This window comes from Colwellia sp. PAMC 20917 (assembly GCF_001767295.1).
In the GTDB taxonomy this organism is placed as follows: Bacteria; Pseudomonadota; Gammaproteobacteria; order Enterobacterales; family Alteromonadaceae; genus Colwellia_A.
The window spans coordinates 4,103,185-4,127,001 of the sequence record NZ_CP014944.1; the positions used below are offsets into that span (position 1 = coordinate 4,103,185).

18 protein-coding genes and 2 pseudogenes are annotated in these 23,817 nt (G+C 38.4%); 9 read left to right on the forward strand and 11 right to left on the reverse strand.

Annotation, left to right across the window (positions count from 1 at the left end; all coding sequences use genetic code 11):
- Positions 1–34: 34 nt before the first annotated feature.
- From A3Q34_RS17565 to A3Q34_RS17595, 7 genes and pseudogenes are all read left to right on the forward strand, one after another.
- Positions 35–1,012, forward strand: coding sequence for an NAD(P)H-dependent flavin oxidoreductase (locus A3Q34_RS17565; protein ID WP_070376522.1), 978 nt, complete (start codon positions 35–37; stop codon positions 1,010–1,012).
- A 10-nt stretch (positions 1,013–1,022) separates the two neighbouring features.
- Positions 1,023–1,757, forward strand: a complete 735-nt coding sequence (locus A3Q34_RS17570) for an enoyl-CoA hydratase-related protein (protein ID WP_070376523.1) — start codon at positions 1,023–1,025, stop codon at positions 1,755–1,757.
- A gap of 9 nt (positions 1,758–1,766) precedes the next feature.
- The gene (locus A3Q34_RS17575) at positions 1,767–2,165 is read left to right on the forward strand and encodes a PaaI family thioesterase (RefSeq protein ID WP_070376524.1); all 399 of its coding nucleotides are present in this window, start codon (positions 1,767–1,769) and stop codon (positions 2,163–2,165) included.
- A gap of 82 nt (positions 2,166–2,247) precedes the next feature.
- On the forward strand, positions 2,248–2,685 hold the full coding sequence (locus A3Q34_RS17580) for an acyl-CoA thioesterase (protein ID WP_070376525.1): 438 nt from the start codon (positions 2,248–2,250) through the stop codon (positions 2,683–2,685).
- Positions 2,686–2,744: 59 nt separating this feature from the next.
- Positions 2,745–3,495: pseudogene (locus tag A3Q34_RS17585) on the forward strand (electron transfer flavoprotein subunit beta/FixA family protein).
- On the forward strand, positions 3,492–4,418 hold the full coding sequence (locus A3Q34_RS17590; protein ID WP_070376526.1) for an electron transfer flavoprotein subunit alpha/FixB family protein: 927 nt from the start codon (positions 3,492–3,494) through the stop codon (positions 4,416–4,418). Before A3Q34_RS17585 ends, A3Q34_RS17590 begins: the two are co-directional and overlap by 4 nt.
- Positions 4,419–4,967: 549 nt before the next feature.
- Positions 4,968–5,768, forward strand: coding sequence for an IclR family transcriptional regulator (locus tag A3Q34_RS17595; protein ID WP_070376527.1), 801 nt, complete (start codon positions 4,968–4,970; stop codon positions 5,766–5,768).
- Positions 5,769–6,050: 282 nt separating this feature from the next.
- Here A3Q34_RS17595 and A3Q34_RS17600 read toward each other — a convergent pair whose 3' ends face one another.
- The 4 genes and pseudogenes from A3Q34_RS17600 to A3Q34_RS21290 all read right to left on the reverse strand — a co-directional run.
- Positions 6,051–7,391 (reverse strand): TRAP transporter large permease, encoded by a 1,341-nt coding sequence (locus A3Q34_RS17600; RefSeq protein ID WP_070376528.1) that lies wholly within the window; start codon positions 7,389–7,391, stop codon positions 6,051–6,053.
- 3 nt (positions 7,392–7,394) lie between these two features.
- Positions 7,395–7,925 carry a TRAP transporter small permease gene (locus tag A3Q34_RS17605; protein WP_070376529.1) on the reverse strand — a complete coding sequence of 177 codons (531 nt, stop codon included), beginning with the start codon at positions 7,923–7,925 and terminating at the stop codon, positions 7,395–7,397.
- A 142-nt stretch (positions 7,926–8,067) separates the two neighbouring features.
- On the reverse strand, positions 8,068–9,144 hold the full coding sequence (locus A3Q34_RS17610) for a C4-dicarboxylate TRAP transporter substrate-binding protein (RefSeq protein WP_231907380.1): 1,077 nt from the start codon (positions 9,142–9,144) through the stop codon (positions 8,068–8,070).
- Positions 9,145–9,562: 418 nt separating this feature from the next.
- Positions 9,563–9,971 (reverse strand): annotated as a pseudogene (locus A3Q34_RS21290) (LysR family transcriptional regulator); the annotation flags it as partial.
- A gap of 197 nt (positions 9,972–10,168) precedes the next feature.
- On the opposite strand from A3Q34_RS21290, the gene A3Q34_RS17620 reads away from it, so the two are divergent.
- Together A3Q34_RS17620 and A3Q34_RS17625 are read left to right on the forward strand one after the other, a co-directional pair.
- The gene (locus tag A3Q34_RS17620) at positions 10,169–11,350 is read left to right on the forward strand and encodes an acyl-CoA dehydrogenase (RefSeq protein ID WP_070376531.1); all 1,182 of its coding nucleotides are present in this window, start codon (positions 10,169–10,171) and stop codon (positions 11,348–11,350) included.
- 280 nt (positions 11,351–11,630) lie between these two features.
- Entirely contained in the window at positions 11,631–13,049 is a 1,419-nt protein-coding gene (locus tag A3Q34_RS17625; protein WP_070376532.1) for an aldehyde dehydrogenase family protein, read from the forward strand.
- A 273-nt stretch (positions 13,050–13,322) separates the two neighbouring features.
- On the opposite strand, the gene A3Q34_RS17630 is transcribed toward A3Q34_RS17625, so the two are convergent.
- The 7 genes from A3Q34_RS17630 to A3Q34_RS17665 all read right to left on the reverse strand — a co-directional run bounded on the left by A3Q34_RS17630 (position 13,323) and on the right by A3Q34_RS17665 (position 23,617).
- Positions 13,323–13,787 (reverse strand): serine aminopeptidase domain-containing protein, encoded by a 465-nt coding sequence (locus A3Q34_RS17630; RefSeq protein WP_070376533.1) that lies wholly within the window; start codon positions 13,785–13,787, stop codon positions 13,323–13,325.
- A gap of 178 nt (positions 13,788–13,965) precedes the next feature.
- Positions 13,966–16,257: an FdhF/YdeP family oxidoreductase gene (locus A3Q34_RS17635; protein ID WP_070376534.1), complete on the reverse strand. Its 2,292-nt coding sequence runs from the start codon at positions 16,255–16,257 to the stop codon at positions 13,966–13,968.
- Positions 16,258–16,269: 12 nt separating this feature from the next.
- A complete protein-coding gene (gene fdhD, locus A3Q34_RS17640) occupies positions 16,270–17,061 on the reverse strand; it encodes a formate dehydrogenase accessory sulfurtransferase FdhD (protein ID WP_070376535.1) in 792 nt (263 codons plus the stop codon).
- A 598-nt stretch (positions 17,062–17,659) separates the two neighbouring features.
- Positions 17,660–18,634 carry a transposase gene (locus tag A3Q34_RS17650; protein WP_070376537.1) on the reverse strand — a complete coding sequence of 325 codons (975 nt, stop codon included), beginning with the start codon at positions 18,632–18,634 and terminating at the stop codon, positions 17,660–17,662.
- 323 nt (positions 18,635–18,957) lie between these two features.
- Entirely contained in the window at positions 18,958–21,501 is a 2,544-nt protein-coding gene (locus A3Q34_RS17655; RefSeq protein ID WP_231907486.1) for a TonB-dependent receptor plug domain-containing protein, read from the reverse strand.
- 468 nt (positions 21,502–21,969) lie between these two features.
- Positions 21,970–23,031, reverse strand: coding sequence for a FecR family protein (locus A3Q34_RS17660; RefSeq protein WP_070376539.1), 1,062 nt, complete (start codon positions 23,029–23,031; stop codon positions 21,970–21,972).
- Positions 23,032–23,056: 25 nt separating this feature from the next.
- The gene (locus A3Q34_RS17665; protein ID WP_070376540.1) at positions 23,057–23,617 is read right to left on the reverse strand and encodes an RNA polymerase sigma factor; all 561 of its coding nucleotides are present in this window, start codon (positions 23,615–23,617) and stop codon (positions 23,057–23,059) included.
- Between the last annotated feature and the right edge of the window lie 200 nt (positions 23,618–23,817).

A 23,817-nucleotide genomic window follows, 5' to 3' on the forward strand; every position in this document is an offset into this window, starting at 1 on the left:
TTTTATCACAGCAAATATGCTTTAGGGGATCAAAATGTCAATTCCAAAAACCTTAAAAAATAAATTATCTTTACCTGTCATTAGTGCCCCCATGTTCATCATCTCGGGACCAGAATTAGTTATTGCAGAGTGTAAAGCTGGTATTGTTGGCTCTTTTCCTGCGCTTAATGCGCGTCCACAATCCTTACTGGCTGAATGGCTAACCACCATTAAAACTGAATTAGATCAGTACCAAATAGCTAACCCTAATGCCATTGTTGCGCCATATGCGGTTAATTTAATTGTTCACAAAAGCAATGACCGATTAGAGGATGATATAGATACTTGTATTGAATATAAAGTGCCGATTATTATTACCAGTTTACGTGCATTAGATCCTAAATTAGTTGAGCGTATTCATGCCTATGGCGGCATTATTTTTCACGATATTATCAATGTTCGTCACGCCGAAAAAGCTATAGAAGCAGGTGTTGATGGTTTAGTTTTAGTATGTGCTGGCGCAGGTGGACATGCAGGCACCTTGAGTCCTTTTGCTTTAGTGAGTGAAATCAAGCAGTTTTTTGATGGCCCTATTGCGTTGTCTGGCTCGATTGCTAATGGCGCATCAATACTATCTGCACAAGCTTTAGGTGCGGACTTTGCCTATATAGGTACGTGTTTTATTGCCACCGAAGAAGCTAATGCTGATCCAGAATATAAAAACATGTTGGTTGAATATAGCGCGAAAGATATTGTTTATAGCTCACTATTTACTGGGGTTCATGGAAATTATCTTAAGCCAAGTATTGTTAATGCGGGTTTAGACCCTGATAACTTGGAAGAGGGCGATAAAAACAAAATGAAATTTGGCTCATCAGGTGGTAGTAAAACTAAAGCTTGGAAAGATATTTGGGGGGCAGGTCAAGGGTTAGGCAGTATTACCGAGATTACCAATGTGTCTACTATCGTTGAGCGTTTCAAAACAGAATACGATCTGGCGTTATCTCGTTTAAATCGTCTGAACAAACAATAGGTACAACAAAATGACATCTCAAGACAATATATTCATTCATAAAGACAATGGTGTTTTACACATAGGTATTCATCGTCCAGAGAAAAAAAATGCCTTAACCAGCTTAATGTATTCAGCTATGGCTAAAGCACTGAAAGATAGTGTTGTAGATGACAGTATTAATGTCGTACTTATACACGGTACAGACGATGCGTTTTCAGCTGGGAATGATTTAAACGATTTCAATAATCGAGATGTTAATAAAGCTTCACCCGCATCAATTTTATTATATGAGCTGCATAATTACCCAAAACCAATCGTCGGAGCCGTATCTGGCGTTGCTGTTGGAATAGGCGTAACTATGTTGCTTCATTTTGATTTGGTTTATGCATCAGAAACTTATTTTAAAATGCCTTTCGTCGATTTAGGTGTCTGCCCCGAAGGAGGTTCAAGCTTGCTTATTCCTCAATTAGCAGGCCATCGTAAAGCGGCTGAAATATTAATGTTGGGTGATGCTTTTAATACCCAAACGGCAATTGATATCGGTATAGTAAATCAGCAAATAGACAAATCTGAAGTATTTGATTTTGCTTTAAGCAAGGCGAAAGCATTAGCCCTGAAACCTCAAAATGCTTTACGTACGACTAAAAAAATTCTTAAAGCTCCTCAGCAGACAATACTGACCGATATTATTGAAAAGGAGTTAGTGATTTTTGCACAGTTACTGCAAAGCGAAGAATCTCAAGTGGCAAGAAACAGAAAATAAGGGATTAAAATGAAACCTTGGGCAAATAAAGAAATGCCGCCATTTAATGAACATTTAGGCTTTGTGATTGAGCAATGGCGAGAAAATCATATTAAAATGAGTGCAGAGCTTAAACCTGAGCATTTAAACCGTTCAGGCATCCCTCATGGTGGGTATATTTCGGCATTGTTAGATGCAGCTACTGCACTGTCTGGAGCCTATAGTGAAGATCCTCTTTATTATAGAAAAGCATTAACGTTATCGCTAAACATAAACTACTTGGGGCAAGCGCAATCTAACAAGCTTTATGCTATTGGAAAAGTAACCGCTTCGGGTCGAAATATTTATTATGGCGCTGCTGAAGTATACGATGCTTTTGACAATATTATTGCTTCAGGTCAAGGCGTCTTTCGTTACAGAAAAGAGTAATTTAATGCCAACTGAATCATGCAAGATGCAGTGGTTTGGTAAGTCACACAGTTAATACCTAGCTATAGAAATGGAGAATTTTTTGAAAGATCAATTACATCATTATCCTTATCAACTAAAGCACCCGGTTAGATGGGGAGATATTGATATGTTAGGGCATGTCAATAACACTAATTATTTTCGTTATTGTGAGGAAGGCAGAGTTAAATTTTTCTCTGAGAGTAATATCAGAGCCGCGCTTGGGCAAGATAAACTCGGTTTTGTTGTCGCCTATATTGATTGCAAGTTTAAGTTTCCGGTGACTTATCCTGATAATCTTATTATTGCCACTAAAGTTGAGAAAATAAGTAGCGATAGATTCACTTTAAGCCAAATTATTTATAGTGAAACACATCAAAAAGTTGCCGCTAAAAGTGAAAGTATTATTGTTTCTTTTAGCCATGAAATGCAAAGCAAGATTAACCTTCCGAGCGCGGCATTTACTTTGTTAGAAAAAGAATTAAACCAGGAATTTGAATAAATTAAAAATATATAACAAAGAAAATTTTGTCAGATAATTCATTGAGGAGAAGTAAATTTATGAAAGTATTAGTCCCAATTAAACGTGTCATTGATTATAACGTCAAAGTACGTGTTAAACCGGATAACTCAAACGTTGATTTAGCTAACGTTAAAATGGCCATTAACCCTTTTTGTGAAATCGCTGTAGAAGAAGCTGTTCGTCTTAAAGAGGCTGGCACAGCTACTGAAGTTATTGCGATTTCTATTGGTAATAAAAGCTGCCAAGAGCAACTTCGAACTGCACTAGCTTTAGGCGCAGATCGTGCGATTCATATTGATACAGAGCTGACGCTTGACGCGTTAAATATTGCTAAACTATTACAAAAAATTGTCGAAGAAGAACAGCCGAAATTAGTTATCTTAGGTAAACAATCAATCGATAGCGACAACAACCAAACCGGCCAAATGCTTGCCGCATTAACGGGTTTATCACAAGGTACTTTCGCCTCTGAAGTTAAAGTTGAAGGCGACAAAATTAACGTAACTCGAGAAGTCGACGCTGGATTACAAACTGTTGCGCTCAACTTACCTGCTTGTAACTACTGACTTACGTTTAAATGAGCCCCGTTATGCGTCTTTACCGAACATCATGAAAGCTAAACGTAAACCTTTAGTGGTAAAATTGGCTGCTGATTTTGGTATTGATTTAACCCCACGAACTAACTTATTAAAAGTGACACCACCTAAAGAAAGACAAGCGGGTATTATTGTTGAATCAATTGATGAGTTAGTTGAAAAATTAAGAAATGAAGCGAAGGTGATCTCATGAGCATTTTAGTTTACGCAGAACACGATAACAGTGCGTTAAAAGCTGATACCTTAAAAACAGTTGCCGCGGCGCAACAAATAGGTGGTGATATCACCATTTTAGTTGCCGGTTCTAACTGTCAAAGCGTTGCTGAACAAGCTGCTAAAGTTAATGGTGTTACCAAGGTAATAGTTGCAGACAATCTAGTATATAAGCATCAACTGGCGGAAAATATTAGTTTATTAGTCACAGAATTAGCGGCGGATTACCATGTGGTTATGGCTACAGCATTAACCACCGGCAAAAACTTTATGCCTCGCGTTGCCGCTTTATTAGATGTTGCTCAAATATCAGATATTACTGCGGTAGTCAGTGCTGATACTTTTGTGCGTCCTATCTACGCAGGTAATGCCATTGCAACCGTAGAAAGTTTAGATACTAAAAAGGTAATCACAGTGCGTTCAACCGGATTTGATGCGGTTGCCACTGATGGCTCTGCAGAGATCACAATGCTCGAACATGTCAAAGACGCAGGTATTTCAAGCCATGTCAGTGATGAGTTAACAGTTTCAAAACGGCCAGACTTAGGTGCAGCAAGTGTCGTTATTTCAGGTGGTCGTGGTATGCAAAATGGCGATAACTTTACGTTATTAGACGGTATTGCCGACAAGTTAGGCGCTGCTATTGGTGCATCACGCGCGGCTGTAGACGCCGGATTTGTCCCCAATGACATGCAAGTAGGCCAAACAGGTAAAATTGTTGCGCCAGACTTATACATTGCGGTTGGTATTTCAGGCGCAATTCAACATCTTGCCGGCATGAAAGACTCGAAAGTGATTGTGGCGATAAACAAAGATCCAGAAGCGCCTATTTTTCAAGTAGCTGACTACGGTCTTGTGGCCGATCTATTTGAAGCGTTACCTGAATTAGAAAACGCCTTGTAAGCATTGATTATACTAAGGTGATTTGACACTCATCACATGATAACCAAGTTAAACGTGAAATTATTCTTGGTTTTTAATCTTGTTTTTAACTTTGGTTAGTCGTGTTGATGAGTAACAATATAAAGCGCTTAATATCACCAATATATTTAGGTGATATAAGTCCTTGGTTAGTATCTTCAGTAGCAAACCAGTTAAATTCAAGTATAAATAACCCAGCCTAATATTATAAAACATATCGTTAGATTATGTGCATTTTCTTGATTAGCTAAGTGGCTGTAATACATTCGAAATGCTCAATAATATCGATTTGTGTCTATTTGTAGCGCACAACACTCATTAACAATTAAAACCAAGTAACGTGTAAAAGCATATTTTAATGCGATTCCCTCTAAGTTGAAGCTATAAATTTATAAACTTCATCCTTAAACCTATCTATAATCTTTATTTTTAGCGTAAATAATGAGATTATATTGCTCATAATTTGAAAAACGTTTTGACCGTTAAAACAAGTCAACACGCCTGGTATTAAAAAAAATTGAGTAGTTCAAAATGAATACACTAACTGGTATGCCAAGAGATATTAATGGGGAAGTCGATCGTAAGTTTGTCGAAGCGCTTGCCAGAGGATTAGATATATTACGGGCATTTAACCCGGGAGATGGATTTCTTGGCAATCAGGAAATTGCTCAACGAACAGGTTTGCCAAAATCGAGTATATCTCGGTTAACCTATACTTTGACAAGCTTGGGCTACTTGACTTATTCAAAGCGCTTAGAAAAATATCAGCTCGGTGCTGGTGTGTTAGCCTTAGGTTATGCCTTTGTTTCTAATCTCACTATTCGCCAAGTGGCGAATCCTCAGATGAAAGAGCTTTCAATTGAAACAGGTACATCGATAGGCCTCGCAGACAGAGACCGTCTTGACATGATTTATGTTGATCATTGCGCTCCAAAAGACATTGTTACCTTTAAAAAAGATATTGGCGATAAAATTCCGATGGCAACTACGGCTGCAGGACGAGCTTATTTAGTGGCACTGTCAGAAGAAGAACGTGACTTTTTTATGAGACACTTCAAAGAAAAACTGGGTGACAAGTTTGAGGCTATCAAGGCTGGGGTTGATCAAGCAGTGAAAAGCTATAAAGAGTTTGGTTTTTGTCACTCTTGGGGCGATTGGGAGCGAGATACCAATGCCATTGCTGTTCCACTGAAACTCACACAAGGGCAAATTTATGTATTCAATGCCGGTGGCCCAGCATTTAGGTTGTCGAAAGAATTTTTGAGTGGAGAAGTCGCGCCACAATTAAAAAGTATGGTGCGTAATATCGAGGCAACGTTAATTCGATTTTAAGACTTTTTCTTAGTTTATTATTTCACTTATTGTTAAAAGGCCTTTGTTTATTGCACAGGCCTTTTTTGCAATTGGCCGATGATTATATTTTAATGATTTGGCGCTAAGTGAAGGGGAATATAAAATACTTATAGCGAAGTTTGGCAAATAAAGCCTGACTTTGGTTATTATTTAATCGAGGTTAAGTGTAATTGAAAATATAGCATGAGCGCATCGTATGACTTGAACAGTTCTTGTTGTTCGCGGCAGGCCATATGCTGGCCAAACCGCTAATAATAAAAGCTACATCATAAGATTAGGCAATAGCAGCGATAGTATCGGGAAGGCGATAATTGCAATTAAGACTAAGACATCCATGACCAGAAAACGTGTAACGCCCATAAAAATCTCATACACCGCTACCGAAGGTTTAGTGACACTGGCGATAACAAAAACGTTTAGTCCTACCGGTGGGGTGATCAAGCTTATTTCAAGCAACTTTATTATGACCACGCCAAACCAAATTAAGTCTAAGCCATAACCTTCCACCATAGGAATTAAGAAAGGAAGGGTAAGTACCATAATGCCTAATGGGTCCAGAAACATACCTAGTAGAAAATATACACCTGCAATCATTACCAGTAATAACCATAACGATACGTCGGCAGACTCGATCAGCCCAACCAGTGCTGGTGCCATGCCAGTAAGCGCAACAAAGCCAACAAAAATTTTTGCTCCTGCCGCAATAAAGAAGATAGTTGTGGTCTGCGTGCAAGTTTCTTTAATTGATTGGATAAACTGCTGCCAATTAAGTCGTTTTTGCAAAGAGCCAATAATGATTACCGAAAATGCACTGATTGCTGCTGCCTCGGTAGCGGTAAATATACCACCATAAATACCCCCAATAATAATAGTAAAAAGCAACATAGCTGGCCAACATCTTATAGCGGCTTTTCGGCGATCTCCTTTAACAAGTATGCTGGTATCAACTGGTGCATCACTTGGGTTACGTTTCACCCAGATGTAGATAACCACCAAAAAACCGACTAGAGATATCAGACCTGGAATAACACCTGCCAAGAATAGGCGGCTAACTGACATTTCAGTAAAAATACCGTAAACAATAAATAGCACACTAGGTGGGATAAGCGAACCAAGCGTACCACCAACGGCGACGGTAGATGTAGCTAAACGTTTATCGTAACCCATACGTAGCATTTCTGGCACGCAGATTTTACCCATTGCTGAAGCACAAGCTATGCTCGAACCCGTAATAGCGGAAAATCCCCCACAGCCAAAAACAGAGGCCATAGCGACCCCGCCAGGTAGGCGCTTTAACCAAACTCGCGCAGCATGATAAATGTCAGTAGTGATACCCGTATGGTAGGCAATATGACCTAAAAGCACGAATAGCGGTATCATACTTAGATCATAAGAATGTACTAAGTCGAAGGCATTGGATGAGATCATAGTCAGCGCTGGTGCAACTGCCGTGTCAAAATCAAAGCCACCATTTCGCATAGCAAAAAATAAAAATATAAATACCGATGATACGCCAGCTAAGCTAAAGGCTATTGGTACACGCAATATAAGTAAAAGCAACGTACAGGCAAACCCGACGAGCCCAAGCATCAATGGATCCACAGATTAACCCTCTTCAATTGTATTGTATGCCACGTCAGAACGCTGCTCGATATATTCAGTATTACCACAGATTGCTGCTCGAAAATCAGCAATACAAATTATCGTTAAACGTATAATAAATAGTGCTGCCCCAGCAAAAAAAGCAAATCGACCCGGCCACTCAGGCAGATCTAACTGGCTAAAGAAATAAGCGCCGCTGCTTGCTGCGTGGAAAAAACCTTTCCATGCAGCGAATGCAAGTGGCAGTAATATTAATAGGCTGATGAGTGAACCAATGGCAAGCATCCATAATTTGGTATGTTGACCCAAACGCTTGAATAAGAACTCTATGGTAATGTGACTGTAATCTGCAGTGACATAAGCTAACGGTAGAAAAACGGCTCCTACCATCAGTTCTCGAACGATAACAACATCGTCAGTTACTCCCCAACCAAAAAGGTTACGTGTGACAACCGTTAGCGTGATCATTAGGCCGAGCGTGATAATGCAAACACCAGCGACAATTAATGCCCCTTGTTCCATTTTTTTCAACATAATATTAAACTCTATGTGATACCAATTTGACTAACGTTATGATTATTTTACTGGTTGAAATAAGCCGCTTCTAGGTTATTTATTTGGCTATTTCTCTGCGTGTAAAGTAGATCACCTCATCAATAAAACGGGTGTAATTAAATTAACGTGCCCAAGGGTAGCCATTTAGATCTCGTTCTTGGCTGTATTTTTTAAGGGAAGCTTTGTAGTTTTTAACCATGGTATTTCCATCGAGACCACTTTTATTTGCTTCTTTTTCCCACTTAGTAATGTGATATTGACTTGCTGCATATAATTGAGCTGAACCTGAAGAAGAAAGAGTAATAATTTCTAGCTTATGTCCATCAATCCCTTGCGTTAGTAAATCTTCTGCTCTTTTGTCAGCTTTCATTATATTTTCACCAAGGTAGTTGACAAAATCAGCGCCAACGTCATTTATTACCTTTCTCTGAGAAGGACTCAATTTGGATAGTGCATCTTTATTTATAAATATTCCCAAACCGGTATAAGTGCCCCAATTGAGTTTGGTTAGGCTGTCAGACGCCTCATGTTGTTTCAAAGCAATAGTGGCGCTCATATAGCCTAAGCTGCAATCGAGTAAACCGTTACCTAGCCCCTGATAAGCCTTATAAATACTCATGCTGACCAAGTTTGCCCCTAAGTCACCAAATATTTTACCGAAGGTACCAACACCACGTATCTTTTTACCTTTTATGTCATCAAGTGTTCGAACAGCGTCTCCTTTACATAATACGATAACGTTTGAAAGCATGTATGAGGCGACGAAGGATAAATTTTGTTTTCCTAAATTACTTGTTACCTCAGGGGATTGCATAAGATCAAAGTTGGCTTTTAAACCAACCCAGGGGTCGAGGTTTTCAAAAGGTAAGTTAGTCAGTGAAAAAGACACCATCTCTTTTGGAAAGTAATCGGGGATAATGGTCCCCATATCGACCACACCCGCAGCAATAGATTGTCGCGCAGCATTTGCCTTAAATAAAGCACCACCCCACATAATATCAATTTTTAAATCACCACCAGAACGCTTTTCAACTTCCTGTGCAAACCATTTAGTGGCTCCAGCACGGGCGCCTCGATTTGGCCCAGGTTCACCATAAGTAAGAACCGTTGCAGCTAAAGCGGGGAATGCACTCAAAGCAGCAGCGGTAAATGTTACTATTTTGAAAAATTTTCTAACCATATTAATTTTTCGACTCATCACAGAATACCTTGTGTTTCGCTTGGCGGAACTTGTGGGCCGCTTTAGTTCGTTACTGTACAATAACAAAGATAGTGCCGCAAGCATAAAAATAGCGCTTTAAAAATTAAATTAGTCGTATTAGTGGCTCGGTTGCTATCAAGTTGTTTAAACCCCCATCAGGGAATCATCTAAGGGGATATTAAAATTAATCGAGTTAATATTATGGGCAATGATTTAGTGCAGTGTTTTTAAGAAGCGTTTTCTAAAATATGTTCAAGGGTATTGTATATAACCATTTCTAGTAACGTTATCTCTTTACGTTAAAACCAATAGATGAATTTTATAATCAGGCTGTATTGGTGAATGGTGAACAAAAGTTTAGTATTAATATAGAATCATGCTCTGAATATGTACTAAGTAATACAAGCAATGTTGCTTAATCTAGAGGCTCGACCATTGGGCTTAAATAAGTCATGAAAGCTTTACTGGTTTTAGAAATGGAGTGATTTTTTCCATGCTAAGCTCAATTTAAATTCGATTTTGGTTCAAAGGGAATTAATGTCACCTGATGTTCGTTTTGTAAAATACGTGATAGACAAGTCGTGACACCAACGCTATTGCGAACCAACGACTTCACGTAAAAAATATTCTTCATGAAATAACCCCCGTGGCTGCTGGAAAAATGGTGCAAGTGATATGGTTTGCTCTGCGGTACATGGGTGTGAACTGAGCTTGCCGACCACAACCTCCTCATTAATAAGTTCAGGGTAACGCTGTGGTGGGTTTTCTAAATTGCCAGGTATCAAGGCTAAATAAAGCTCGCCGTTGAGCAATGCCGATTTTATCTGCTGCTCGTGTAAAGTTAGCGAGCATAGCTAACTGACAAAAATATTCAAGACGTTTCAAATGCATATGATTGATTGCTATAAGTAAAAATTATAAAAACTATAATAACTATATATTATGTTTATTTTTGCTTTAAGGATAGAGTAAGACAATAAATTAAATTATTACTGATAAACAGTATAAATAAGGTAACCCCATGAGCAATACATTAACCGCTTTTAATTGGCAAGATCCGATGTTTCTTGATAATCAACTCACCGAAGAAGAGCGTATGATCCGCGATTCTGCTCATGACTATTGCCAAGAGAAACTTCAGCCGCGTGTGCTTGAAGCTAATAGACATGAACACTTTGATCGCGAAATAATGCGTGAATTAGGTCAGCTAGGTCTGTTGGGCGCTACTTTGCCAGCTAAATACGGCGGCAGTGAAGTCAATTATGTTAGTTATGGTTTAATTGCGCGTGAAGTAGAACGTGTAGATAGTGGTTACCGCAGCGCAATGAGTGTGCAATCTTCATTAGTTATGCATCCAATATATGCTTACGGCTCTGAAGAACAACGTATGAAGTATTTACCTAAACTTGCTTCGGGTGAATGGGTGGGTTGTTTTGGTTTGACTGAGCCTAACTCAGGTAGTGATCCAGCTTCTATGACAACTCACGCCAATAAAGTCGATGGCGGTTATTGTTTAACCGGTAATAAAATGTGGATCACGAATTCACCCATTGCTGATGTTTTTGTTGTTTGGGCAAAGCTCGAGGGTAAAATTCGTGGTTTTGTGCTTGAAAAAGGTATGAAAGGTTTATCTGCTCCAAAAATTGAAGGTAAATTTTCTTTACGTGCTTCAATAACGGGCGAAATTGTAATGGATAACGTTTTTGTACCTGCTGAAAATATGTTTCCTGAAATTACAGGATTAGCCGGGCCTTTTGGTTGTTTAAATAAAGCGCGTTATGGTATTGCTTGGGGCTCATTAGGGGCTGCAGAGTTTTGTTTTAATTCAGCTAGAAACTATACGGCGGATCGTGAGCAATTTGGTCGTCCTCTATCGGCAAATCAGTTAATTCAAAAGAAACTCGCAGATATGCAAACAGAAATATCGCTTGGTTTACAGGGCTGCTTACAAATGGGACGTTTAATGGATGCGGGTCAATGCCCAGTTGAATTAATTTCATTAATGAAACGTAATAATTGTGGTAAGTCTCTTGATATTGCCCGCGTTGCTCGTGATATGCACGGTGGTAATGGTATTAGTGATGAATATGGCGTAATTCGCCATATGATGAATCTTGAAGCGGTTAATACTTATGAAGGTACACATGATGTTCATGCCCTTATATTAGGTCGTGCTATCACAGGTCATCAGGCTTTTTGTTAATTACTCGCACATTAGACTACATTAGTTCGTTGTTTTACAGAGCCGATTCAAACGGCATATTTAAGGGTATATCAGAGCCTCACTTCAACATATCAGCTAGTTAACAACGGCCACAGGATAATTTAAGGGCATGGCAATGTAATTTGGCATGCCCTTGTCAATTTCATGACTATAGCTTCATGACAAGTAAGACTGACCAATGGGGATGTTACCGCTGTTGATAACACCTATCTACAAGTATGACTATAAATAGGTATACACAATTAATTTGGAGATTTACATGAAAGACTACCGTCAATTTTATATTAATGGTCAATGGGTTAATCCATTAGAAAAGCAAGACTTTGCTGTGTTTAATCCGGCAACAGAACAAGAAATCGCAACAATTTCTTTAGGCTCAAGCCAAGATGTTGATTTAGCAGTAGCAGCAGCGAAAAATGCCTTTGCTACTTTTGGTTACACTAGCGTAGAAGAGCGTATTTCGTTATTAGAATCCTTATTAAAACAATATATGGATAACTATGATGCCATGGCCCATGCTATTTCATTAGAGATGGGCGCGCCTATTGATTTCTCTACTAAGGCACAAGCATATGCGGGTAAGGGCCATATTGAATCTGCATTAGCGACACTAAAAGCATTTGAATTTTCGCGTACTTTAGGCAATGCAAAAATCGTAAAAGAGCCTATTGGGGTTTGTGGTTTTATCACACCTTGGAATTGGCCAATTAACCAAATCGCTTGTAAAGTAGCTCCTGCACTTGCAACTGGTTGTTCAATGATTCTAAAACCGAGTGAGATTGCCCCTTTATCAGCAAAATTATTTTCGCAAATGATACATGATGCAGGTTACCCTGCTGGTGTATATAACATGGTTAATGGCGATGGCATGGGTGTTGGTTCAGCCATATCGGCGCATAAAGATATTGATATGGTGTCATTTACCGGCTCTACACGTGCGGGTATTGCCATTGCAAAATCTGCAGCAAATACCGTTAAACGTGTTGTACAAGAGCTGGGTGGTAAATCACCTAACATTATTTTAGATGATGCCAATATCGATGAATCGGTGAAAAAAGGAGTATTTCATTGCATGAGCAATACGGGCCAGTCTTGTAACGCACCTACACGTATGTTGATACCTGCAAATAAATATGAACAAGCTGTTATCGCAGCAAAAGCAACCGCAGCGAAAGTAAAGGTGGGCAATCCGGCCGAGCAGGGTAATCATATCGGCCCACTAGTGAGTGCTGCCCATTTTGAAAAAGTACAAGCAATGATACAAGCGGGTATTGATGAAGGAGCAACATTGCTTGCTGGCGGAGTGGGTAAGCCTGAAGGTTTTGAAACAGGTTACTTTGTTAAACCTACTATTTTCAGCAATGTAACTAATGACATGAGTATTGCTCAAGAAGAAATTTTTGGTCCTGTTTTAGTGATGATTCCGTATAAAGATGAAGACGAAGGTATTTCTATTGCTAATGATACTCCTTATGGGTTAGCTGCGTTTATTCAATCAGAAAGTCCTGAGCGGGCAGAAAAAGTAGCAAGAAAAATACGCGCAGGTATGATCTGTATCAACGGTGCAGCTCATAGTCATAGTGCTCCTTTTGGTGGTTTTAAACAATCAGGTAATGGCCGGGAGTGGGGCGAGTTTGGTTTTGAAGATTTTCTGGAAATTAAATCAATCAGTAGCTAATTAACTTAAACACCCCCAATGAGCAAATAAATCACATAATATAATGTTTATTGGGATATTGAGTTGAACCGTTTTTTTATAAAAACTGTTCAATTTAACTAAGTAGCAAATAAAACTTAATCGTAAATTAACATTATCCAACAATTTCTGTTCAGCCAATATTTCTCTGACTCAGCAAATATAATTGACTCATTAAATAATCGTAATCAAAGCAAGAACGCTCGGCAGTGAACTTTCATGCTTATTTCTGTATTTAACCGCCACCAGATAAACTTACTGGCTTTTATGCCAACTCATACCAACAGAGTAACGGTGATCAAAACCCTGCCATGGTTTAGGTGTTTTGCCATCAATGGCGACTTGATTAGAATTAGGCGATAAATCAAGGAATGTACATTTATCTAATTGTTTCTTTAAGTGGCAGTCCATCATAGCGAGCGTAAAGTGTTTATTGTTATTATTTAACAATGTGTTATCCCATGCCGACTCAAAGTAATGACCTATGTCTAACTCACTTTTTTTAGCGATGCTCGGCGCAGGATGTGGGGCAATATTATGTCGAGCATTTTGATAGGTCAGTAAATATTTATCTTTGCTACCCGTTTGTTCATAAAGTGATTTAATACCGTCGTAACCCGAAATATCATCTAAATCACCAGCAACATATAATATTGGGGTATTAATTTTTGATAATGCTTCTTGCTTAAATAACTTATGTTGGCCACCCCACGGTGCCATAGCAATATAGATATAAATTTAATAATAAGCCTATTCGCTTAACATTAGGATATTACCCTAGCCACACCAGTCGCGCCTCGAAGTTTTAATTCAGCGATATAAATTTAACTCTGTCGGTTACTAATCAAGAAGCCTATTTTATCGTTCTTGATAGGTAACCGATATATCTAGCTAAGACCTATTGTTGGTTATCCATTTTTTCAATAGATATTGGTATTGATTTATATGTTGGGGTACCGCATTCGTCAGCGATACTTTCTAACGGCACTAAGGGATTTGTTTCTGGATAATAGGCAGCCACACAGCCTGGTGGGATAAGGTATTCAACAATTTTAAAATTAGAAAGCGAACGTTCTATGCCATCGTTTGATACCGTTGTTATTTTGACATAATCTCCATTTTTTAATGCCTGTTTATCTATATCTTTTGCACTCATAAAGATGATATTACGTTCACCATATACACCACGGTAACGATCATCCATTCCATAAATAGTGGTGTTGTATTGATCGTGTGAACGGAGTGTTTGCAGCGTTAGTACCGGCTTTTTAGTTATTAACTGTGCACGCTCATGTACTAATTGGTCTGGTAATCTAGCATCACTAAAAATGGCTTTTTTTATTGGAGTACGCCAATGACGTTGCGCTGCTGAATTTTCTAGGTGGAAACCTCTACCTGCTTTTATTCGGGAGTTATAGTCATCAAAACCGGGTATGACAGCACTTATTTCTTTACGAATTAACCCATAATTACCGGCCAGCGTATTCCAGTCGACTATTTTATTGCCTACTGATGCCATGGCTATTGCAGCAACAATGGCTGTTTCTGAACGAAGAGTGTTAGCTGCTGGTTCATTTTGACCCGTTGAACTGTGTACCATACTCATTGAGTCTTCTACCGTAATACATTGTTCGCCGCTAGATTGACGATCTATTTCTGTACGGCCCAAACACGGGAGAATTAGCGCACGTTTACCTGTTATCACATGGCTTCGATTTAATTTAGTACTGATTTGTACGGTTAAGTCACACTTTTTTAAGGCCATGTGAGTACGCGTGGTATCAGGTGTTGCCGCAGAAAAATTGCCGCCCAAGGCAATAAATACCTTAGCTTTGCCCTCAAGCATGGCATGAATAGACTCAACGGTATTAAAGCCATTATCACGAGGAACATTAAAAGAGTAACGATTCTCTAGTGCATCAAGAAAGTCCATTGACGGATTCTCATTGATCCCCATAGTACGATTACCTTGCACATTTGAATGACCGCGTACCGGACATGCGCCAGCCCCTGCTTTGCCAATATTACCCCTGAGCATTAGTACGTTCACTAACTCTCGTACTGTAGCGACAGAGTGGCGGTGTTGGGTAATCCCCATCGCCCAAGTGAATATAACCTTATTACTACTGGCATAGATTGTTGCTATCTGTTCAATGTTTTCTCGAGTTAAACTACATTGGTCAAGAATTTTGTCCCATTCGCTTGCCGCAACACTTTGTTGATATGCTTCAAAACCATGGCAATGTTTATTGATAAAGTCGATATCGAGTACTGATTTATCATGCTCAAATCTTTCAAATAAACATTTAGCGACGCCACGTAATAACGCCATGTCTCCGCCTAAGCGAGGGGTGAAATAATATTGACTGATGGTAGTCCCTGTTAAGAAGATCATTTCTTTTGGGCTTTGTGGGTCTGAAAACTTTTGTAATCCACGTTCTTTTAAATTGTTCACGGAGACAATTTTAGCTCCGCGTTTACTTGCCTCACGCAAGGTTCCCAACATACGAGGATGATTAGTGCCTGGGTTTTGGCCGAAGACAAAAATGGCGTCAGCTTTAGAAAAGTCGTCCATAGTCACCGTACCTTTACCTGTACCTAGACTATTTGTCATGCCTATGCCAGAGGCTTCATGACACATATTAGAGCAGTCAGGAAAGTTATTTGTGCCTAATACTCGACCAAATAATTGATATAAGTAGGCCACTTCATTACTCGCTCGACCAGAGGTATACAATAATGCTTCATTGGGAGAGGAAAGTTGCTGCAGGCTAGTGCCAATTACTTTAAAAGCTTCTTGCCAATCAATTGGCTGGTAGTGATCACTTATTCCATCGTAATACATAGGTTGGGTTAAACGGCCACTTTTCTCTAGTGAATGATCATCCCATTGTTGTAATTCTGTTATTGAATACTGTTTGAAAAAATTGCTATCAACACGTTTACTGGTGGCTTCCCATGCAATGGCTTTAACGCCATTTTCACAGAAGTCTACTTTTCCGGCAGTGGTAGAATCACCCCATGCACAACCAGGACAATCAAAACCACCTGGCTGATTTGCTCTGAGTAATGCTTTAACGCTTTTCGCGGCATTTTCACTTTGAATTAAGTGTTTAGCTGAGCTTCTTAGTGCTCCCCAACCACCAGCAGGTGAAGAATAGGCAGGATTGTTTTTTGATGACTTAGACATATAAATCCTTTATTAGGCGTAACGTTTTAGTTGCCCATGTTGGAAGCAAAATAAGGCTATTTGTGATTTTCGAGCTGAATTAACAGCTAAGTCAGTCGGCTGTGCTAGCGTGACTAACGTTGTTAGAGATAAGCGAGCTGCCTTGGCAATTAAATCATGGCTGCAGCGGCTTGTTATTAAAGCAAAACCATTATGAGTCAGTCGTTTTTTATGGGACAAACAACCCAGCAATTTATCTAGCGCTGAATGACGACCCACATCTTCTCGAAAGGCGATCATTTTAGCAGATAAATCAAAAAATGCGGCGCAATGATTTCCTCGGACACTCCCCGATTTTTTTAAAATACTAGGTAAGGCATCTCTTGCTTGAATAATAATTTTCTCAGAGGGTAATTGAAACGATTTTACCTCTTTTTGATGAGGCTGATTTAATGACATAGCAGCTTCAATAGAGTCTAGACCACAAAGGCCGCAGCCACTTGGCCCAGCCATCGTTCTACGTCGTTGCTTTAATCGATGCTGAACTCGTGCTAAAACCATAATATCAACTTGCCATCCAGAGACATGTGAATGAACAATGATATCTAAAACTTCGTTAACCGAATGAATTAAGCCTTCACTTAGACTAAAACCAAGTGCAAAGTCTTTCAAATGCTCAGGAGATGCCATCATTACCGCTTGGCTAATGCCATTAATACTAATTGCAATAGCTGCCTCAGTAAGCTGCGCTTGGTGCAACTCTTTCTGAGGAAGTTCAGCAATTTGTTTAGTACAGCTAAGATGCTCTATAATAAAATTCTCCAAAGTGTTTTTATCTTAAAAGAGTGGCGCTTTGCCATACTATCGACAAAGCTATTCTATTATACAATAGGACCAGTAAGTTTTTTAATTACCTCAAGCATATTTTCTCGAACGCTCAGTGTTTTCAACCATGATACTTAAATCTATAGTATTAATTTTTACCCAGACATCATCATCAATTTCAAAACCATATTCAATAGTATATTCTTTGTTTTTTAATTTATTCAGAACTAATAAAATGACTTTTACTTTTTGTAAAGAAAAGGTTAAGTCTAGCCGTGAGCTAATAATTATCAGAAGAATTAAAGAAAAGAAATAATAAGACACTCATGTTAAAAAGCTAAACATATGACAAATATACTTTAACATTTATGGAGTCCTCACCTATAAGTAAAGAATTAATAAGACACTCATGCTAAAAAGCTAAATAGATGACAAATAAACGCCAACATTTATGGAGTTCTCACCTATAAGAAATATTTTGACAATATATTCGTGCGTTAAAGAAAGATGTAGTCAATTTTCTCCCAAAATAACAATTTTTTGACAAGGTTATTCCCCCAAAGTCATGGATTAATAATTCACACCTCTTTTAATGTCTTCAAGCAAAGAGTTTATTGCAATGGCTTAAATTATGTCGTCGCTTTAATTGCTGATGCTCGCAGTAATCACTCAGCACATCTTCGTGGCCGATAGCACCATGAAATTGTGTTCTAAATTCGGTGGTGATGATTAACCAGTTGTCCGCTGAGATATTCAATCGCTTGAGGATCTCTGGTTGTTTTTGTTCGATGAAACCCCGTTTATCCCCGCTAATACAGCGGCCAGTTAACGCAATTAATTGAAGATAGTCGGCGAGTTCAAAAGGTAGCCCCTTTGGCATATTTTTCCTGGGGTTACCAATAAAGGGAAATAGGGTATTGGGCTGTTGGCCCTTTTTTGCCTCTTTACAACGACGTTTTATGCTTGTATGGGCTGAGCTCTCTGGTGTCTTTGCGATATTGGCTCGAATAGGGTTTAAATCAACATAGGCCATACAAGACGCTAGTGCTGCTTCATCCAATAACGCTTGGGATTTAAAGCGTCCTTCCCAAAATCTACCGGTGCAGTTATCTTCTTGGTTAGCCGCTCTTGCAATACTTTCATTAATATACCCCATAAACCAACTGATTTTCATCAGGCGCTTTCGATAGACCTCTGCGGTTGCATTAACCTCATCAAGTAAGGGTTGAGCTAAGCGGTCACCGTTGCAATATTGTTTGGTCAGTAACGTACCTTTGTGTATGCGGTGCCAGCGCACAAGTACGTCAGTCATTGTCCACTGCTTCGCTTTTTCTTCATCAATAAATAACACCACATGATAGTGATTACTCATCACCGCATAGGCACAAACCTCAATCGCAAAAACTTGCGTCAGAAAATGCAGTTTGTCTTCCACCCAACCTCGCCGGTGCTCAAAACTATGACCTGAAAAGGTATCTTCACCACATAAGAAAGCGCGTCGAACACAACGCGCCACACAATGATAATAAGGCGTGTCTACTAAACTGATTTGTTGCTTCCTTGGCGTGGCCATAACTCACCTAAGATAAAATAGCTTGGTTACTTTAGCTTAGTACAAAGGTAAAACTTGTTCAATTTAAGGTGAGTGTCTAGTTAATTTTTTCAAAGGTAAAACTTGTTCAATTTAGGATGAGTGTCTTGTTGATTTTTTGTTGATTTTTTGTTGATTTTTTAAAGGAACAGCGATTGAGGAGGTTATTTATATTTGTTCTAAGTTGTTTCGTTTGTGTATTAAATAAATTAAAAAAAGCAAAGTGAGATCACTTTGCTTTTTTGATTGTAATAACTTACTTATAGCTAAATTATTTGAAACCAGTATATAGTTTAAGTATACAACTAGAAACGGTATTCAGCACCGGCGTAGAAATAGGCACCATTAAAACCAAAAGGTGCTGAACGGCGTGAATAAGTAAACACACCAGGACTACTAACGACAACATTACCATTGGCGTCAACAATAGTGCCAGAGCGAGAATTTCCTATTTCATTTTTATCAGGGTACACATCAAAAATGTTATTTCCACCGAAGTTAAATGAAAGCTCATCGTTAAATTGATAATTCACGCGTAAATCTGTTAATACTTCAGCGCCATACGTTTGTCTTTCACCATCAAGAACCGTGTACTCACCGTAACGATTAAAGGCTAAGTTAACTGTGAAATCACCAATTTTATATAATCCACTTAAACTTATGCGGTCTTGAGGTTGCCATTCTTCAATAATAGAAATCGCCTGCTCTGAAAAAACATCTTCAGGTGAAATTCCACCTAATGCGCTACCTGCTGGAGTATAAGTATCAGTAACTTCTGTTTCCGAGAAATTTGCGGCAAATGTTAAGTCTAATGTGCCAGACATCACTTCTGTATTCCATGTTGCTATAATATCAACACCTTTTGTTTTAGTGTCAGCACCATTTAAAAAGAATTGCCCTGCACCTGCTCCAGATGAAACTAATGCCGCATCAAGTGCTGACGATAATCCGTTACCTAATGAATTACTTAACACAATGCGGTCTTCAATTTCGATAGAATAAAAATCAACAGTTAAATTAATCTCTTCGGTAACTCTCACAACAGAGCCAATACTAAAGTTGGTTGATACTTCTTCTTTTAGCTCAGGAATACCAATAGCTTGCGCTAGAATACTGTCATTTCGGAAAGTACCAATTTGTACTGCAATCTGGTCACCACCATTAGGATTTGTCTGGAATTGAGTACTAATATTATCAGTATAAAGTTGTTGCATTGACGGAGCTCTAAAGCCAGTACTTGTGGCGCCACGTAATGATACATCATCAGTAATTGACCAATTAGCAGCAAGTTTGAAATTAGTACTATCACCAAAACCGTCGTAATCATCGTAGCGAACTGCTGTGCTAATAATTAGGTTATCAGTGACTTCTGCTTCTGTGTCGATGTAAAAAGAAATTACATCACGAGATTCATCAACAGATTGTAGTGGGGCTGTACCACCAAATCCTTGTGTTCCTGCACTGCGGTCTGTTGCATATAAGCTATTGCCGAGTTCATCGGTATCATAATCTCGGTATGAATATTCATCACCGGCTTTTACTCTAAATTCATCTGTGCGAAACTCGGTACCCATAGCTAAAGAAAACCAATCAAAATTTTGAGTGTAATCCATATTAATAGTTTGTAAGGTGAGTTCTAAGCCGTAAGCAAACGCTTCGCGAGGAATTGAGCTACGAATCTCATTAGCGGATAGTGCTGAGGTGTAGATGAGTGAATTAGCATAAGATGAATTTATTGTATCCCGAGTCGTGTAATCAATATTGTTTTCACCATAGGTATATGATAAATCTAATGATGAATCATTACTAAATTCAGTTTTATAACCAAAGTTGTATGAAATATCTTTTATTTCAGTATTGATTTTAGGTAAAAATCCAGCAGGAATAGTTGCATCACCATCTTGAAGCTGTGCGTTACCTCCGCCGTTCGCATTATGGCGAAAGAAAGCTGCTGATTCGTTATCACGGCTTGAATAAGTCACAAAACCATATAAATGACCATCAGCTAAATCGTAGCCAGTATTTATTGTTAGCCCTATTTGCTCAGAGTCTGCGTCGCCAATACGAAATGTTTCACGAGTGGCGGTAGCTTCACGCGGGTCGCCTAATAATAAATCGCCATTATCAAGCTGGGTACAGCCTGAAAATTGACATGAACCATGTAAGCCTGCTCTGTCAGAGTAGCCTCTATCACGTATATTTAACGTGGTATTAAGGAAGCCATTATCGCCAAGTGCAAAACCCTTAGAAATATCAATATTTGTAGTTTCACCATCGCCAGCTGAGTTTTCGCCATAAGAAACACCAACGCTTCCACCTTCACTTTGATCTTTAAGAATAATATTAATGACACCGGCAATTGCATCTGAACCATATTGAGCAGCGGCGCCGTCACGTAATACTTCAATACGCTTAATAGATGCGGCAGGAATAGCATTCATATCTGTACCAGCAGTACCACGTCCAACTGAGGTGTTAATGTGAATTAAACTCGCTTGATGGCGGCGTTTGCCGTTGATTAACACTAATGTTTGATCAGGACCTAAGCCACGCAAGGTAGCAGGGCGCAATGCATCAGTTCCATCACTAATCGATGAGCTTGAAAAGTTAAATGATGGGGCTATGGCTTGTAACATTCTACCGACTTCTGTTTGCCCAGTGTTAAGCAAAGCTTCAGCAGACAAAATATCTACGGGAACAGGTAAGTCTTCTGCAGAACGACCAGCAACACGGCTTCCTATAACTGAAATTTTTTCTACTTCTTGTTCACTGACTTGAGCAGGCTCTTGGGCAAGTGCTGTTTGACTTGCTGCGCTTAGCATTAGTGGAACTAAAGCTGCTTTGAGCATTGTGCTTTTATTCATTGTTATATTACTCCTGAGATGTTTATGTAGTTTTATGCTCAGTTGACCAGCGTTATCTATAACAGCGGTTAAGTTGGTGTTTTTTAAAAGTTGTTGTAAACCGTCTTTAACCGAATATTTGCCCTTTAACTCATTTGCATAATGTTCTTTTGTTAAGTCATAGGAAAATAAAATCGTTTTATTTGCCTGTAATGCAAATGAAATGAGCGCTTTATCAGCACGCTGTTCCTTCACTGTAAAGTTGATCAAGCTTTCGGCAAATGCTCCAGACGTGAATATAAGACAGGTACATATAAAAAATGTAGCGCTTGTTAACGGCCGAAATACAGAAAGTTGAAAACGACAAAATAACTTTTGCCAACCTTGCAGTGTTAATAAACAGTTCAGAAGGAAAATTCCTCTATAATATTTTATAAAAAATATATTGAGTTAAAAGACAGGGAGTATTTAAAATTATTTCGTTGTATTTAAGCTCAAATGAATTGAGTTTTCATTTACTTTTTCAAATTGAATATTAAAGTTACTACTTAACGATTTAAGAAGTCCATCAATATCATTCGCCTTGAAGTAACCGGCCACTTTTATGTTATTGAGTTCAACATCCTTAATTTCAAAGGTTGTGGTGGTATAACGACTGATTTCAGCTAATGCTTCATCGAGTGGTTTGCCATTAAAAACTAACATACCTTGTTGCCAAGCAAGTTCTCGTTGAATTTGCTCAAATGAAGTTTTTATATTTGATGTTTGAATATTGTTTTCTATGGTGGCAATTTCACCAGATGTTATCAATAAACCAGGTAATTTTTCTTTAGGTAAAGTAGATAACATCTTTGCTATTTTATTTAATGGTTGGTTCGACTTGGTCATTAATACTTGACCTTCAGTGACTACAAGCTCCATGTTTTCATTAGATTTTCTTTTTACATTAAAGATTGTGCCTAACGCGGTAAATGATTTTTCGCCAACTGTTACGGTAAAGGGTCTACTTTTATCTTTGGCAACATCAAAGTTTGCTTCGCCTTTAATCAATCTTAATAGGCGATTATTTTTTGAATAACTGACTTCGACTAAACTATTGGTATTAAGTTTAATTCTAGAGCCATCGGACAGTGAAAACCGGGTTTGCTGTCCTATTTCTGTTTGCAACGTTCTTACTTCTACAAATCTTTTTTCGTTATTGTCATTCACAAAAGGTGTGATGTTCACAAAGAATTTACCCGCAAATAACAGAATAAAGGCAATGCCTGCTGCAACAGCATATTTAGCAATAACATTCTGCTTTTTTTGAATTGGCTTTTCTAATGTAAATAATGCACTTAACTCATTGAGTACACTTAAATCATCCCAAAGTGCAGCTAAAGAAAATAAGGTTTTGCGATGAAAATCACTTTGATTCACCCATAGTTGAAAGTCGAGTTTATCTTTGTTGGAAAGACCCCGATCAATTTTGCTTACCCAAAGACTTGCTTGTGCTTTGATGTCGGCTTTACTGGTGAATGGTTTAACTGTTGTCATACAATATTCTTTTTTAATTTATACTTTATTTTATAATTGAACGTGCGTTATTTTTTAAGGTTGAAGCTTTTGGTATACTATTTTGCTCAATCCTTTCCATATATTCAGCGCACTTTAATAAGCCCTTAGCGACATGTTTCTCAACTGTACTTTCACTAAGGTTTAAATAGTTAGCTATTTCCTTTTGGCTGAAGCCGTAAACTTTTTTTAATATAAATGTTTTGCGGACTACGTTAGATAATTGCTCTGTCGCTCGGCAAAATAATAGGAAACGTTCCTTACTCTCAAATTGTTCTTCAAATTTCAGCGAGGTTAATCCAATTAAAGCGTCAGCAGAATCATCTAATGAATCACTGTATTTATTATCCCACTTATTTACGTGATTTAGCGCAAGATTTTTAGCTGTTTTAAGAATAAAACTACGAGCGTATTTTATTTCTTCTTTGAGATCGGCTTCATAAGTTCGAATAAACGTCTCTTGTATAATATCATCAATGTCATCAGGACTGGCGATTTTATTGATATAGCGCTTAATATTAGCCGTGTAGTTAACAAACAGCGTAGTGAATTTACTATTCTGAGCCATTGTTGTTCTTGTTATTTTTATTTTATTGTGAAACCGAGTGTAGGGTGGGAAGCAAATAATTACAATGACATTAAATAAGATTTAGTTTGTAGGTTAGGTGATGACAAATTTGTAACTCTTGTTGAACAAATAGGAGTTGGTCACAGATGCTTAATTTTTTAAGGATAGAGCTGAAGATAAAATAATTAACAATGCGGAAT

Bases quoted from the DNA above. Each gene is read 5' to 3' on its own strand.
- A3Q34_RS17665 (WP_070376540.1), bottom strand. From the start codon at position 23,617: ATGGCTCAGAATAGTAAATTCACTACGCTGTTTGTTAACTACACGGCT.
- A3Q34_RS17650 (WP_070376537.1), bottom strand. From the start codon at position 18,634: ATGGCCACGCCAAGGAAGCAACAAATCAGTTTAGTAGACACGCCTTAT.
- A3Q34_RS17595 (WP_070376527.1), top strand. From the start codon at position 4,968: ATGAATACACTAACTGGTATGCCAAGAGATATTAATGGGGAAGTCGAT.
- A3Q34_RS17605 (WP_070376529.1), bottom strand. From the start codon at position 7,925: ATGTTGAAAAAAATGGAACAAGGGGCATTAATTGTCGCTGGTGTTTGC.
- A3Q34_RS17625 (WP_070376532.1), top strand. From the start codon at position 11,631: ATGAAAGACTACCGTCAATTTTATATTAATGGTCAATGGGTTAATCCA.
- A3Q34_RS17590 (WP_070376526.1), top strand. From the start codon at position 3,492: ATGAGCATTTTAGTTTACGCAGAACACGATAACAGTGCGTTAAAAGCT.
- A3Q34_RS17620 (WP_070376531.1), top strand. From the start codon at position 10,169: ATGAGCAATACATTAACCGCTTTTAATTGGCAAGATCCGATGTTTCTT.
- A3Q34_RS17575 (WP_070376524.1), top strand. From the start codon at position 1,767: ATGAAACCTTGGGCAAATAAAGAAATGCCGCCATTTAATGAACATTTA.
- A3Q34_RS17655 (WP_231907486.1), bottom strand. From the start codon at position 21,501: ATGCTCAAAGCAGCTTTAGTTCCACTAATGCTAAGCGCAGCAAGTCAA.
- A3Q34_RS17635 (WP_070376534.1), bottom strand. From the start codon at position 16,257: ATGTCTAAGTCATCAAAAAACAATCCTGCCTATTCTTCACCTGCTGGT.
- A3Q34_RS17610 (WP_231907380.1), bottom strand. From the start codon at position 9,144: ATGAGTCGAAAAATTAATATGGTTAGAAAATTTTTCAAAATAGTAACA.
- A3Q34_RS17660 (WP_070376539.1), bottom strand. From the start codon at position 23,031: ATGACAACAGTTAAACCATTCACCAGTAAAGCCGACATCAAAGCACAA.
- A3Q34_RS17565 (WP_070376522.1), top strand. From the start codon at position 35: ATGTCAATTCCAAAAACCTTAAAAAATAAATTATCTTTACCTGTCATT.
- A3Q34_RS17570 (WP_070376523.1), top strand. From the start codon at position 1,023: ATGACATCTCAAGACAATATATTCATTCATAAAGACAATGGTGTTTTA.
- A3Q34_RS17630 (WP_070376533.1), bottom strand. From the start codon at position 13,787: ATGGCACCGTGGGGTGGCCAACATAAGTTATTTAAGCAAGAAGCATTA.